Genomic DNA, 15,720 nt, shown 5'->3' on the forward strand with positions numbered 1-15,720 from the left:
TAAAAGATTTAACCATATCCTAATTCAAAAATCAAGGAAAAAGTAAAAAAATACTAGCTAAGTTTCCTTAGCTAGTATTAAAATGCTTACTTATTAAAGATTGACTGTCTGAAGTCATCTGTCTCACGAAGATAAGCATTATATATCTTCTTCTTGAGCAGGTTGACCCAGCTAGCTTCGACACGATTGGTAGCATTGGTAATGTTGCGCACATCCTCTGCTACGGCTGCGTCCATCAACTTCTGCATCTCTTCATAAGAGCGAATGGTTACTTTCTTGGTACTGTTTGGATTTTTAAGCTCGTACTCAATGGTGATTGGTTTAAGCCTGGTCAGCTGATCAATCCGCTCTTGGTACATAGCTTTCTTGAAGGCTACCCAGGAGTCATATTCACCCTTGAATACATTCTCCAAGACTTTCTGGTCAGTCACTAAACCAACATCTCTTCCGGACCATCCGTCCCACGTTTTTTTACCTTCATCAAAGGCTTCCTTAGAGTACTTACCAGAAACATAAGGGATAAATCCTTCATGGTAACCCTTGGCTGCCAGTAACTCATAAGCTGTGCGACGGAACATGACATCACCCGGCGCTCCATTTGGATTGCTCAAGGCTGAGTAGATTGGTGAGAAGAGGCTGAGACTGAGATAGCCATTTCGACCGTATTTCCCACTATCCTTGTTCTCCCGACGAGTGATCACATCATTTTCAATCAAAGAGTTAAAGGTCTTCAGCTGCTTGATTTCTTCAGCAGTAAAGCTTCGCGTCTGGTTACCAGCATGAGTCTCCTTACCATACTTATCTGTAATATAGTAATTCTCCATCTTTCTGAACCACTGAAGTTTAGCATCATCGCTCTGCTTAAGCATAGAGCTACCTTCTAGATAATCTAGGGTGTAGATCATGTCAAACATACCATGAACATAGTGCTGCAGGTCTTCTGCATTTTGAACGCGTCCCTTGAAGTTATATGCGTGTAGACGTGTCTTAGAGTCTTTGCCCACCTTGAAGAGGGTATTGAGAGTAATGGTAGCTTCATCTGCACTTGGAGTAGACTGCAAGAGTCCACGAGCATAGAGTTCCGCACCCAAGCCCTCACGACGACCATAACCTTCAAAGTAGATACCACCGTCAGAATTATGGGTCATCTCATGCGTATAGACAGAGTTTCCATAGTCTTCTAACAAGCGAGCAGCATCAAAGTGGGTTACACTTCCTGTAGCATAGGCATTGTAGCCCTTGCTTGGGTACCACTTACCAGCTGGTCCGAAGAACTCCTGCATAGCCAGTGATTTTTTGTCATTAGCTGGAGCCCAATATCTTTTACCATCCTTGTCAACCAATGAGAATCCATCATAAACCAGAACAGAACGGAAGAGCTTGTCCTTGCTTTCATCGCTTAGAATCTTATACCAGAAGTCATAGTGATCGCGCTGGTATTCAGCTGTTTTTCTCACTCGGTCTTCGACATATTCAGCTAGCTCTGCATCTGTCCGAACCCTGCCATTGGCATCAAGGCGATAGCGATCATAAGCTCCCATGGAGATGGTGGACATATTGGAGATAGCATAGACGCCCTTCTCAGTCATGGTCAAGAGCGGCAGTAGCATGCCCTTGTGTTCCCAATTATCTGCAGTAATCTTATCATAAACGCCAACAGAGTACTTGCTCTTGCCCTCGGCTGCATCCTGAAGCTGTCTCGCTTCTGCTACATCGGACTTAGCCTCAACGATGTAGGCTTTTGTATTGGTCTTGAGCCATTCATTATTGCTCTTTTCCGGAAGGAAGAGCTGACGGTAGCCTTCAAGATAATTGAAGAGTCCTTGTTTACCAGTTGCTTCAGAAAGCGAGGTATCATAAGCCATATAGTTGTTCTTGGCTTTAAGATTATTAAAGCCAGACTGACCTAGTGAAATAATGGTATCCAGCGTTGAAGCATTATTGTTTCCAAAGAAGTCAAACTTATAGGCTGACAAATCCTTGACATTGATATTGTCATAGTTGATATTATACCAACGGTTGAGATAGGTCAGACCCAGCAGGAAGGCTTCCTTATTGTCTGTAATCTTCTGGGCTACATAGTCAGCCACGACATTGCCTTCAGTATTGATGGACTTGTCCATAGCCAGAACTTTGCGCAACTCTTCTGACAGCTTGGTCTTGACTTGGTCAAAGGCTGTATCCAGATAGAGATCATCCAGAGAAGTATCAGTATTCACGCCTAAAACAGTTCGCATAGTTGGTGAGTCAAGTACAACCTTATTCAACTCCGGTAGCACTTGATTGAGAACCCTGCTATAGTCTGATAGGAAGGCTTCTGGTGTATAAAGGAGGTCTAAGCCATTTACACTGTACTCTGAAATGGCCTTATATTTGAAATCTCCCTTATAGGTCAGATCCAGGTAGTCAACCGTATTATCCTCAAAGTGCAGCATCAGACGGTTAATTCCGGTCTTGTTGCTATTGATATCAGTGATAATCTGGTCGCCCTTCATCGGAACAACATCCAGCAAGTACTCCGTATTGAGCTTGTGATTATCTGGAAGTTTATTTCCATAGGCAACAATGGTCTCCTTATTGTAGAATGGAAGGAGTTTTTCCATGTTAGCATAAGCTATTAGACGGTCTTCTCGGGCATTCTTTTCCTGAGCATAGTTGACAGAATAAATATTGAGATTCGTGTCTTCTAGCGTGGTCGTAATGTCTAGGTCAGCCAGCTTCTCTTCTGCCTCGTTCAGAGTCAGTGTTGATGTAACAAACTTGTCATTTTCCAGAGTTTTATTTCCTTCAACGGCATAAGCTTCTGTGATACGGTTATTCTCATATCCTTGATCGCCAGAAATACTGTAAACATTTGTACCACTGACATTGCTGATGACATTATCAATCAAGCCATTGAAGTAATTGGAACCTACTACCCCACCAATCTGACCGTTTTTAGAAGAATTTTGGATCTTTCCAGTTACATAAGAACGGCTAATGCGAGCATTGTTTTCTAAACGGCCAACCAGACCGCCGAAGCGTTGGTTGTTGGCTCTAGCGCCAGCTAGAATAGTCACATCTGCCCTGCTTTGGCTAATCAAGGAGTTTCCTCCCTTAAGATTGGCAACCAAACCACCGACATTGTATTCTTTGCCCTGCTTATCATTTGACACGATAGTTCCAGTAAAGGAGCTATTGGTAATTTGGGTGTTTGTCGCACTCACTACTAGACCCGCTACATTAGAAGCGTTTCCTACAACTGATACTCTACCTTGGACAGAGAGGTCTGTGATTTGAGCATTTTCAGCACTACGAGCTAGTGCAGCTGAGTCATAGGTACCTACAATATTGACCTCTTTCAGGTCCAGATTAGAAATAGAGGAACCACTCTTGAGGTTTTCAAATAAAGGCTTGGCTAGATTATAAATAGCGTACTGCTTGCCATCATGACTACCAGTCAGACTGCCTGTGAAGTTCCCTTTGAGGTAGACATAATCCGCAGGAGCAAGACTAACTTCGCTAGCATCCAAATCTGCTCCCAGAACATAGTTGCCAGCCATATTTTGCTTCATAGCGTCTACCAAACCAGCAAAGCTAGTGTAGACATTTTGCTGACTAGGAACAGCTGCCTTACTGATATAGAAGTCATAGCCAGACTTATAGCCTGTCTCACCTTCTTGGACCAGCTCAGGCAGAGAAACGGTCACCTTATAGACATCCCTGCCATCCTTCTGGTCTTCCGCTATGCTATGAACCGGCAGGAGCATTTCCTTAGATTCACTTGATTTGACTTTGACAAAGTAGGTAGACAGATCTGTAGGCATAGAGCTCATGGACACGACGCGCTTAAACTGGTCGTTTTCTTTTCTGTAAAACTCTGCTGAATCAATATCTAGGAAGGCAATCTTCTTGTATTCTAGCTCAAAGTTACGACTGTCTGTTTCAAGCTCAGTGAAGCTGCCATTATCCAATTCATAAGTCAGCTTGGTTTTCAGGGTATAGCCTGTGTAGTAGTCTAAATCTCCAATCTTCAGACTTCCTGCGAAATTGGTAATCGGAAGAGTGCGGACAAGCTGATCTCCCTGATACAATTCAGCAGTCGCTGAACGGAAGGACTGGGTCTGGTCTTCCAGTCTATATTGGACTGTAACCGACTTGTCATCTGCATTTTCTGTCAAACTTAGAATAGAAACTGTCGGCTTGACTTTAGGCACTCCATTTAGAGCTTCTTTGGCTGCTGTCAGGCTAGCAAATGCTTGATTGACCTGCACTTGAGTGGCAGTTTGATTGTTCAGAACACTTTCTGCCTTGGACAATTCGTCAGTATAAGCTGTCTGCTTATCTGAATCCGCATTCTTATATTTAACAGAAGTTTTAATTCTTGGATTTAAATCGTACTCATTTTGAAGATCCGTTTTGACAACCTCAAGACCGCTTAATTGAGCCTTTGCTTGATTGATTTGTTCCACCAGTTGGTCAACTTCTGCTTGACTGGCTTGGGATTGGCTCAAAATAGCTTGACCTGCCATCAAGGCAGTATCGTAGTTAGATTGATGACTCTGACTATCGTTAAAATAAAGTGCCTGAGCTTTGATCTGATTCGCTTCTGCTAATAGATTATGCAGTGGAATTAAATCGAACTCTTCTAAAGCTTCTGCTTTTGGTGCTTCATTTGGCACCATGGTTGGCTTAGCTGTACCAACTTTGACGATTTGCGTTACCGGAGCTAAGGTTTCTTCGTTAGATAGTTCTTGGCGGTCAACCACTTGACCGTTAGAACTGTAGATACAAGTCTTGATGGTTCGTTCACCTTGGACTCCCGGAGTTGCGATTTGACGAGCATCTCGGACCAATTCATCAGTATATTGCTCCTCGGTGTTGAACGCAACCTTCTCAACGCGAATTTCGTCAGTATAAGTCAACGGATACTCTGGTAAAGCTTCTGCTTTCGGCGCATCGTTTGGTACCATGTTCGGCTTAGCCGTGCCGACTTTGACGATTTGCGCTACTGGAGCCAAGGTTTCCTCGTTAGACAACTCTTGGCGGTCGATTTCCCGACCGTTAGAACTGTAGATACGAGTCTTAATCGTCCGTTCACCTTGGACACCCGGAGTTGCGATTTGACGAGCATCTCGAACCAATTCATCAGTATATTGCTCCTCGGTGTTGAACGCAACCTTCTCAACGCGAATTTCGTCAGTATAAGTCAACGGATACTCTGGTAAAGCTTCTGATTTCGGTGCATCGTTCGGTACCATGCTTGGCTTAGCTGTGCCGACTTTGACGATTTGAGTTACGGGAGCTAGGGTTTCCTCGTTAGACAACTCTTGGCGATCAACCTCTTGACCGTTAGAACTGTAGACACGAGTCTTAATCGTACGCTCACCTTGGACTCCCGGAGTTACGATTTGACGTCTCCCCTCTGGAATCTCATCTGTATACTGCTCCTCAATAGAAAAATCAATCTTTTCTATTCTAACCTCGTCATTTGTAGTCAATTCCAACTCAGAGTTCTCATGAATAAGAGCTGTCTCGGGACTAGTTCCATATTCTGTAACTTCAGGAACTTCATGCACTGGTGCTGTTTCTGGTGTTGTACCATAGTTGGTCAACTCAGGAACTTCATGCACCGGTGCTGTTTCAGGGGTTGTACCATAGTTGGTTAACTCAGGAACTTCTTGGACCGGTGCTGTTTCGGGGGTTGTACCATAATTGGTCAACTCGGGAACTTCATGCACTGGTGCTGTATCTGGTGCTGTGCCATATTCCGTCAGTTCTGGAGTCTCGTGAATTGGGGCTGTCTCGGGACTGGTGCCATATTCTGTCAGTTCGGGAACTTCATGCACTGGCGCTGTTTCAGGACTTGTACCATAATTGGTCAGCTCAGGAACTTCATGCACTGGTGCTGTTTCAGGGGTTGTACCGTAGTTGGTCAGCTCAGAAACTTCTTGGACAGGTGCTGTTTCAGGAGTTGTACCATAGTTGGTCAGCTCAGGAACTTCATGCACTGGTGCTGTTTCAGGGGTTGTACCGTAGTTGGTCAACTCAGGAACTTCTTGGACAGGAGTTTCTTTCGGAACAGATTTGACTGTAGCTGTTCCAACTAAAATAATTTCCGAAATAGGCGTAACAGTAACCTGGTCTGAAACCACTTCACTTTTTACAATTTCTTTACCAGCAATATAATTTCGTGTGATGACAGTACGTGTACCTGCGACACCTGCGCGAATGACCTGAGATTGCCCTTCTGCGAGCTCATTTGAATATTGGTACTCAGTTTGATAAGGCAGAACTTGGGTTTGGGTGCTGTCTTGGCTCTTGAGTTGCAATTCAGGTAATTCAGTGACTGGAAAACGTCGATCAGACTCGCGCTCCTTGACAGCAACGGCTTTTTCTTGCTCTGTCAGTTTCTCTGTTTCAGTAGATACTGGCTTATTGGGAGTACTTGTATTCTCAGAAAAACTCACAGATTTACCCACCTGCTTATTGACTTCAACAGATGACAAGCCCTTTTGAGTCGTAGGAATCTGGTAATTTCTTTCTCCATTCACCTTATCCTGTCCTTCACTTTTTAGATATCCGACATATTCAAAACCGTTTATCTCTAAAGGCTCAGGCAGCTTATCTCCCACTGTCAAATTCAGCCTTTGATTGTAAGCTGCCAATTCAATATTGGTCACTGCAAACACAGAAGGAGCTGAGAGAATAGAGCCTAGACCCGTCACCAGCAAAATAGAAGACAGGTATCGCTTACCATTTCTACCTCGTGCAATTACTAAGACTGCTAAAGTCAGCCCAGCGACTGCAAAAGTTGCTTCCCACAGACTTGAGTATCCCGTCCTCGGCAGATTATTCCCCAAAAGCCCCTGATTTTTTGGACGATATACTAAATAATAAGCGTCAGAGTTTTCTTCTACAAATTTTGGAAGCTCCTTAACGACCGCATTCTTTTCAGCCCCAGTCAGTTCAGACTCTACTACGTAGTGATATTGAACAGGAATAGTTTGCCTAGCTGATACTTCTGCAGCCTCAATCGTACTTACATTTCCTGCTATCGCTGTACTAAAAAAGAAGCTTCCGATAGTAGCGGAAACCAATCCTACTGATAACTTTCTTAAAGAATAGCGCTGGAACCTCTCACCAGTGATTCTTTTTTCCATAATAATTCCCTTTTCATAATATAATAATCTCTTAAAATTTTACTGAATTTTTTTCAAAAAAACAATTTCTTTGCTCAAAAATATATCTTTGAATACTGAAAATGCCTTCTTTTTCAATCAAATAAATTATTCATTTTTATCTTTTGTAAATATGCTTTAGTAACTACGAATACAATCTTAATTCAAAGAGACCATACTCATGCTTGTCTCCTTGCAATTCTGCTGCATAGTGGCGCGTGACGGTTTTTTGATGAATCAAGGCTCCGATAGCTGAGGCTTGTCGCTTCTGCGCTTCTTTAAAAATCGGATAGGCCAAGGCAGAGCCTAACCCCAAGAATTGCTCATCTACTCCTAGATACATAATCGTATAACATTTGGGAAAATGCTTGGCCCAGAAAAACTTGGCTAGGTTAAGAGGAGTCAGTTTTTGATAAACCAGAGAACCATAGTCCGGCATGGCAATCAGAAAACCAGCTAGCTTGCCCTCCTTATAGGCCAGTTTAACCATAGAAAAATCAAGAATATACTGGTATTTTTGAAAAATCTGACTGAACTGCTGACTTGAAATAGACCGATAAATCGGAAAATCCTGATAAAGGCGATTGAGGAGCTCAAAAACCTGCAGCGAAGCTTCTTCCCACTCCTGCTTCTTTGGAGAACAAATTGTGAAACCCGCTTCTTCAAAAGACTCAAAACGATGAGCCAGCTTATCCTGATGAGTCTGATTGCTGACCTTGGGATAAAAATTGGACAGATAGCGCTCCTTGAGCTCAAAACCAGCTGCCTGCCACAGCTCAGGATAATAGGCTGGATTATGAGGCTCCCCTGTAAAAGGGAGCTCCTCTGTTCCAGTCAGCTGCATTCGATAGCCTAGCCAAAAACTTGCCTGTACGGGACCGATTATCTTAATAGCTCCGAGACTGCGAGCAAAACCTGCTAAATGCTCGATAAAAGCAGATGCAACCTTCTGGTCATTGATCGACTCGAAAAATCCCAAGTAAGCAGCCTCATCATCTGGATAGAAGGTCAGAAGTCCGCGAATACAAGGCTGGCTCTCCTCATAGCCAATAAAGGCATAGGTATCTAGGCCAGAACTCAGCGGGTGACTGCCTTCAATTAAAGCCAGTTCTTCCTCTTCCGACTGCATGAGGTGATCTGGCTGGTAAATCTGCTTAGGCAGGGCTAGAAAATCGGCCAGCTCTGTCGTATTAGGTTTGACTGGTTTAATTTCAAGCATAACCTTCCTCCTTGATTAGTCGAATCTTGCCAGTAAGGCCATCCATCTCAATCCAATCACCGTTTTGCAGCTGGCTGCAGGCGCCTCTGACATTGACAATAGAAGGAATACCCAACTCGCGGGAAATAATAGCTGTGTGAGAGAGCAGAGAACCCTGCTCGGCAATGACACCCTTGGCTTGGGTCAGAAGATAAACCCATCCCGGATCAGTCATCTTGGTCACGATAATTCGGTCCTGTGCAGACTCAATCTCCTGCACATCTTCCACGACCAAAACCTGAGCCTTAACGCAGCCAGGTGAACAGCCAATCCCTTGTAAGGCTTGATTGCCCGTATTATGACTGCTGGTGCGGTTTTGCGGTTTCAGATATTTCTCAAAGACCTGTCCAGCAAAAACATAGCGACTAAAGGTTGGCAGCTCCTTGTCAGCCTCCAACTTCTCTCGACGCTCGGCTATCAAGCCACTAACATCTCTGGGCTTTCTGGTCAGCTCAAACAACTCTTCCTTTGTCAGGTAAAAAACTTCTTCAGGCGTAGCCAGCGGCCCTTGCTCGGCTAATTGCTGCCCAAGCGTTCGGAAAATCTGTCGCATCATGCCGTAGATTCGTGTGCGGTTTAAGCGGGAGCTCTCCCGATATTTAACACCAGTCATGGCTCGCTTACGAAGAAAATTCGTCCACCAGTCTGATTTTTGCACCTCTTCTTCAAGTTTCTGAGGGGCCAACTTCTTCTCCTCTTGCTGGCACATTTGCAGCAGGAGCTTAAGCAGACGCTCTGGGTGCGTTCGGAAGGTTGGTGTTTCTAACTTCAACTCTTCCGGAGCCCGGTCGCCAAATTCATGGATAAAATGGACTATTTCTTTGGCCAAAGGATGCTGGCTACTTAGAACAACTGCTGGACTTTCACTTGTCATGGCCTGTCTAATCTCTGCATTTTCTTCTGCTTTCAACTGAGCTGTTAAAGCCTGCAGGGCCAAAGCTGGCCTCATACTTTCTATCTGCTCAATTCCCGCAATCTCAGCCTGAACAGCTCCGCCGCGACGCGACTTCTTCAAGAGACCAGTATAGACAAAAGCATAGAGGTCATTGACCAGCGTAATGTCCCAGTGAGCCAGAATATCCTCTTTCAGCTTACTGACCAAGGCAATCAAGGTCTCTGCATCTGCGTCGGGAGAAAAACTCGCATCATATTCGCGCTGAATCTGGGCAAACTGTTCTTCCAATTGCCGCATTTGCTTGGGTGCTGTCCAAAACTCTCGGATGATACGGAGCATGATTTGCAGGCGTTTGAAAGCAGACAGGTGCACCGGCATCTGAGGCACCTCTGTCTCTCGAACTCCCAGCATATCCTGCCATATAGGAATGATTTTCTTAGAAAAAGGCAGAAGTTGCAAGAGCTGATACCAACTCTGAATCTGGTAATAAACCCGACTGTTGACCGGCTGCAGCATATTTTGAAAGGTGGCTTCATAGGCAGCCAACTCAGGGGAATCCTTGCCAACCAAGCGTTGGGCCAGACTGCGGAAAATACTGGCATAAGCCTCTTGAATAAAGCTAATAGTCAGAGGACTGGAAACGCCCGGATAGCTTTCTACAATGTTGCTGTTATCCAGAATAATCTGCTGTCCCTCTGGCAAGGTAGTAATAGGTCGTGCTTGCAAAAGATAGAGCTGGCCATTTGCGAAGGTAAATTCCATATCCATATAAGGTCCGAAAAGCTGACTTACCTGACTAGCCAAAGCTTGTAGCTCCTCGAGTTGTTCCTGTGATACGTCTGGTGAGTCCTCCGTCTGCTCTGTATAAAAGAGCTGGTCCTTGGGATGAAGCGTCACCATTGTCGTAGGAATCTTATCCTCGACAACCTTATTGCCCAAGCCCCGACCGATAACAATGATATGCTCGTTCAGAATGCCCTTGGGATTAGCTGTGAAGTAAATCCCAGACAAGTCTCCCTCCTGCATGATCTGAACAAGGCAAATCATCTGTGCCTGCTTCAACGATAGTCCTTGCTCAAATAGATAACTAAGAGCTGACTCCTGATAAAGAGAGAGCAAGGTCGCTTGGATAGCTTCTTTAAGTCCATCTGGCTTCACATTGAGCTGGCTCTCAAACTGACCGGCAAAGGAGGAGGCCTTCCCATCCTCAATGGTTGCTGATGAGCGAACCGCAAAGCGGCAGTCTTTCTGAGAAAACTCCTGCCGAATCCAGTTTTCTGCTGCTGTCAGATCTTCCTGCGCAAACTGCTCTTTAGCCCAGTCCTGGAGCTGCTGACTGAGTTGGGACAAGTTCAACTCTCCAGATCGATAAGCTTCTTCCATCCGCTCCAAGTCAGCAGAGCTGGCAGATTTTTGAAAAAAGTCAAAAGCAAACACTGCAAAGTCAGGAATCGGCAAGCCAGCAGCCTGCATTTTCAGCAAATGATAGGCCTTGCCTCCGACCTGGTCAAGCCCTGTCTGCTTGATTCTTTTCATCAAAGTACCCCCATTAAGAGATAAACAGCAACGGACAGAACCATGGTCGTCTCCGTGATATAAGTATAACGTTCCACCCGCTCCCGGATATTAAAGCGAGTCGGATCCTTGATAAACTGCTCAAACTGGATGGTCATCCAGATGACATTCAGCACCAAGACTAGCACTCCGACATGGGAAATATTCCAGAGAAGAGCGAAATTGGTCAAGATATCCAGCAGAGTCACCACCTCGATAAAGCGAGTGGCTTTTTTGTAGCCAAAAAGCTTAGAATAGGTCACATACTCTGTCTCGTCTTTTGGCGCCCGAATCTTGCGGCAGACTTCCCAGATCAGACTTGGGAAATACATGGTAAAGGCCAGTAAAACCGTCGGCAGGGACAAGAGGGGCAGATTGTACTTGTAGCAGACAAAAGAAATGGTATAGAGATTCAAAATCATCATGACCGGATTATGGGTCACTAGAGCCAGCGGCAGGGAATTTTGAATCTTATCACGCTTGAAGAACCAGAAGGACATGAGGGTGCCGTAGATATAGAGAAAGAGGAACCAGCCAATATTGTTCATAAAGAGGATATTGAAAAGTACAGACACAGCTACGATAAAGCTGAGGGCAATAGCCATGTCCTTCTTTTTCACCCGGCCAGACGGCAGAGCCCGATGAGGAAAGAGGCGTCGGTCGGTCTCGTAGTCCTTGAAATCATCCGCAATCCGAAGAATCATCAAAAAGACAAAAATCGTAAAAATCCCAATCAACTCCTGATGGTCAAAGTGAAAGGTGGTCACTCCGTCATTGAGCAAGAGGACAAAATAAATCTCAAAAAACATGATGGCAGCCACAAAAAAGCGCGGCAGCAAAGGAAACATTTCCTTATAATAAACAGCTAATCGTTTAAACATAGCTTTTCTCCAATCTTTTCACCCATTTGAATCTGGGTTTCTATTCCAAGGTCTGAGTAAGTCAGGATATCCTGATCCAAGCGAATCGTGCCTACTGGATAGAGGACAAGAATGGTTGAGCCGCCCAGACCAAAGCAGCCCTTCTCCTGTCCCCTGACCAAATGGTCCTGACTGTGATTGTATATTTTACCAACCAACAGAGCCCCTACTTCCATCTGCAGGACAGGTCCTAGGTCGGTATCTAAAAGACAGTATTCTCTTTTATTTTCCTTGTAAATCAGGCGCCACTTCTGGGCTACCTGTCTGACCGTATGCAGGCGTCCTTTGATTTTTCGGCTTTGGATAATTCTGCCGGATTCAGCAGCCAGATAGCGGTGCAGGTCTTCCACTCCCAAACGATAGACAAGGGCTGTTCCGCCACTAAACAGCTGAGCCAATTCTTCATCCAACAGTAAGTCAGCTAGACTGTATATCTGACCCTTTATCGTTAGCTGCAAATCCTGACTGATGGTAAAAGCCTCTAGCTTGGCATCCGCCACTGACAGTACTTGACTGTCAGGACAGACCGGACGCAGAGCGGGCTTGATTTTCCTCTGGAAAAAAGCAGCGAAGCTAGAATAGAGGCCATCTTCATAGTCAGCCAGATTCAGCTGATAATTTTCCACAAAAGCTGCTATTTTTTTGCGAGAAAAAGCAGTGTAGTCTTTCAAGGTTAGAAGATAAGACATGCTAGGTCGGGTCAAGATAGGCAATAGGAAGCGTCCCCAGGCAGTACCATAAAGCTTGTCTAACAGACCCGCCTTGTATTCTGTCGGTTCCACTACTTGGCCAGTCCTTCTCTGATAGATCTTAACCATGGGGGAGAACCCCCAGACCAATCAGACTTGCAACAGCTAAAATTGCAAAGACCAGATAGGCCAGCTTATTTGGCTTGGAAATACGGCAGTTGTAAACAAATAAGAAGGTCAGCAAAAGAGACAAGCCCAGCCACACCCAAGCATAGAGACCAGGCGCCAGCAATTGAAAGACCAGATAGGTCAGAGGGAAAAATAGGGCGCTGTAGGTCACGGGCAAGCCGATAAAATAAGAGCCAGATCCTTCATCATGCTTGGCCAAGCGGTTAAAATGCGCCAAGCGTGTGACCGCAGCCAAGACATAGAGGACAGCCAAGATGATATTGGCCACTCCCAAGGGCAACTGAGTCATGAGGAGCACAGCCGGAAGAGCCGCAAAACTAATCATGTCACAGAGCGAATCAATCTCAATGCCGAAGCGCTTCTGGCTTTCAGTCCGCTTCATCCGCCGCGCCACCACACCATCAAAGAGGTCACAGATACCGCTAACGATAAAGGCCATCATGGCCAGACGCAGCTGGGAATGAATGATGGCATAGGCTGCCAACAGTGCAAAAGCAGCGCCCATATAGGTCAGGATAACAGATTTATCGTATTCACCGATAAACAAAGGTTCATTCTTCTTCATGAATTCTTATTTCTCCTCTTCTTCCATCTAAGGTTACCAGCATGCCAGTTTCTAGCAGCTGAGTTGCATTCTTAGCGCAGACCAGAGCTGGAATCCCGCATTCCCGAGCGACAATGGATGCATGGCAGAGAACCCCGCCATACTCTGTCACAAGACCGCCCAGAATACCGAAAACATAGCTCCAACCCGTATCTGTATAGCGAGTGACAAGGATTTCTCCCGGCTCAATCGTCTCAATATCAGCCAAATCCAAGAGGACCCGAACCCGACCGGTCACCTGACCGCTGCTGGCTGGCATTCCCGTCAGCAGAGCTTGACTATCATGGGCCGCTTCTTCCAAACTCATCTCTTTATCAGTCAAATCACCAACTGGCTCAAAATTCCGATAGGCCTGGCAATAATGCCGATTATCAGCCACTTCTTCTTGGAGCTGGTCAGCAGTCTTTTGCCCTTCCATAAAGGCAGTCAGACTTTCTTTCTTAATGTAAAAAATATCTTGTTCATTTTTCAGAAAGCCTCGCTTTTCGTAGGCTCTGCCGAGTTTGAGGCTAATCTGACGAATGAGGTGGTAATAGCGCGTGGAAATATCCTTGAACTCCTCTCGCCACCAGAGCAAGTTCCGCAGGTCTTGACTGATTTTTTCTATCTTTTTCTGCTTGGCTCGAGATAGATGAGCAAGATCCAGATCTGACTCTGAGACAGGACTGAGCGAAGCTTTGGCCGCTTGATAATATGCTGAATCAGCAACCAACTGTTGGATCGCTGTCATAACTTGATGAACATCTTCTTCATAACTCGCTACTCGCAAGTCCAGCTCCCGTTTCGAGTGATAGCCAAAGTCCTTTTGGAAATCCTGAATCTTGATAAAATCAGCTCGTTCAGGATATTGTGCAGCCAGTTCCTGCAACTCTTCCACCGATAGCTTCAACCAATCGTCTGTCAGCTTCTCGTCTTCCAAAACAAAATCCGCAGCTTCCAGCATCCTAGCTAAAGGCTTGGTGTGCGAAACATTTCCTAACTTAGCTATCAATTGGAAAAATTCATCAACTGTCAGCCATTTGAGCAGACTGGTCTTTTTCATAGACAGCTGTACCGTATTGATGTAGGCCTGCCAGAAATAAGTTCCTTCACTGTCTAAATAAGCCTGATTTAGCACTAACTGCCAAAGACTCTCGACTTGCTGGAGCGGGCTTTGTTCGTTCAGTTCTTGGATTTCTTGATTCAGGAGGTTAAATTGCTGGCGCAGCTCTTGCAGCTTGTCTGGCGCCTGACGCAGAAAAGTCTTAGTTACTTTTTGCGTTTTCAAAGCTACCCGCAGGAAATTTAAGAGCAAGGCTGGACTTAATTTGCTGGTAAAACCTTGACCTTGGTAGTCTTTATTGACTCCCAGCTCATCATCAAAGTCACGTTCAATATAGCCTGGAATTTGCTCCATGCCTTGCTTGACTACGCCTAAGTTCCAGAAAGGTCGGGCATAATGGAGACGCATCAGTGGAGGCATCACACCTTCAGGCTCTAGGCCAATTGCCAGCAAAAAGCTAGAAAGGGCCTCTTGCCAAGAATGGCGATAAAGACTCCACATCAGGTTGGGACAGGGCTGGGCCGCCACGCCTCCATCCCGAAAATTCGCCGTCGTCCAGCGGCCACTGTCGATTTTAGTTGGTACTGTCGTGATGGGCCGAGCCTGCAGCAAATAGACTTGCTCTTGGACAGCACACCACTCAATATCCATCGGCCGACCAAAATACGCCACAATCTGCAAAACTTGCGCATGCAGTTTCTGCAAGACTGTAAGAGAGATTTCAGCCTTTTCAAATTGGCTCCAGTCTGGCTTGTACCAAGGAAGGGTCAACTGCTCAGGATTAACTAGACCGCTAACCAAGCTCTCAGCCGAGCCTTTCACATACTCTAATAGCATGGTCTGGTCCTGATTAGTCGCCACGTCTAGGGAAAAGCAGACACCGCTAAAGTCGGGCTCTATCTGCTCCTGAATCAGCACTGCCATGGCAAAATCCTGCTCAGACAGACCCTGACGCTGCCAGTAAACCAACGCTTCTGGATTAAAGAGGGAAAGCAGACAAGAACGAATGCCCTGCTCAATTTCTGACAGTGTCTGGCAATTGCCAATCGAGTCATATTGGCCGGCAAATGACATGGTCTGTCCGTCTTCTAAGAGGGCACTGCTGCGAACAATATAAGCTTGATTTTCCTGGCAAAAGTCTTCTAACTCCTGTAACCAAGCTGACTCCAAGGGATAATGTTGCAAACGCTCCGCAATTTCCTCCTTGCCCAGTTTGATTAACTCTTCAAGTCCTTGTTTTGAATATTCTGGCAGAGCCACTCTTAACCAAGCCATTACTTGATCCGCAGGAAAAATCAAACCCTTAGGAACCGAAAGCCCCAGCTGACAGAGGTTGATTAACTGATTGATTTTACCGCCATAGACGGCCGAAGGCTCTTTTTCCAGCCATAGTTCTTTCATCAAATACT

7 protein-coding genes are annotated in these 15,720 nt (G+C 45.4%); all 7 read right to left on the reverse strand.

Translation table 11 applies throughout. The annotated features are described in order from the left end of the window. Positions 1-86: 86 nt before the first annotated feature. Positions 87-7,142 (reverse strand): SIALI-17 repeat-containing surface protein, encoded by a 7,056-nt coding sequence (locus HMPREF0847_RS03730; RefSeq protein WP_020992653.1) that lies wholly within the window; start codon positions 7,140-7,142, stop codon positions 87-89. A gap of 163 nt (positions 7,143-7,305) precedes the next feature. Next, positions 7,306-8,379: a hypothetical protein gene (locus HMPREF0847_RS03735; RefSeq protein ID WP_008808865.1), complete on the reverse strand. Its 1,074-nt coding sequence runs from the start codon at positions 8,377-8,379 to the stop codon at positions 7,306-7,308. Next, complete coding sequence (locus tag HMPREF0847_RS03740; RefSeq protein ID WP_008808866.1) at positions 8,372-10,849, reverse strand: phosphoenolpyruvate synthase; 2,478 nt, start codon at positions 10,847-10,849, stop codon at positions 8,372-8,374. The genes HMPREF0847_RS03735 and HMPREF0847_RS03740 overlap by 8 nt, the downstream gene beginning before the upstream one ends. Next, a complete protein-coding gene (locus HMPREF0847_RS03745) occupies positions 10,849-11,748 on the reverse strand; it encodes a UbiA family prenyltransferase (protein ID WP_008808867.1) in 900 nt (299 codons plus the stop codon). The genes HMPREF0847_RS03740 and HMPREF0847_RS03745 overlap by 1 nt, the downstream gene beginning before the upstream one ends. Continuing rightward, on the reverse strand, positions 11,733-12,605 hold the full coding sequence (locus HMPREF0847_RS03750) for a phosphatidylserine decarboxylase (protein WP_008808868.1): 873 nt from the start codon (positions 12,603-12,605) through the stop codon (positions 11,733-11,735). Before HMPREF0847_RS03750 ends, HMPREF0847_RS03745 begins: the two co-directional genes overlap by 16 nt. After that, a complete protein-coding gene (locus tag HMPREF0847_RS03755) occupies positions 12,598-13,230 on the reverse strand; it encodes a CDP-alcohol phosphatidyltransferase family protein (RefSeq protein ID WP_008808869.1) in 633 nt (210 codons plus the stop codon). Before HMPREF0847_RS03755 ends, HMPREF0847_RS03750 begins: the two co-directional genes overlap by 8 nt. After that, entirely contained in the window at positions 13,217-15,712 is a 2,496-nt protein-coding gene (locus HMPREF0847_RS03760) for a PEP/pyruvate-binding domain-containing protein (protein ID WP_020992654.1), read from the reverse strand. The genes HMPREF0847_RS03755 and HMPREF0847_RS03760 overlap by 14 nt, the downstream gene beginning before the upstream one ends. Positions 15,713-15,720: the final 8 nt, after the last annotated feature.

Origin of the sequence: Streptococcus sp. 2_1_36FAA, assembly GCF_000161955.2 — a bacterium.
Classification (GTDB): Bacteria; Bacillota; Bacilli; order Lactobacillales; family Streptococcaceae; genus Streptococcus; species Streptococcus gordonii.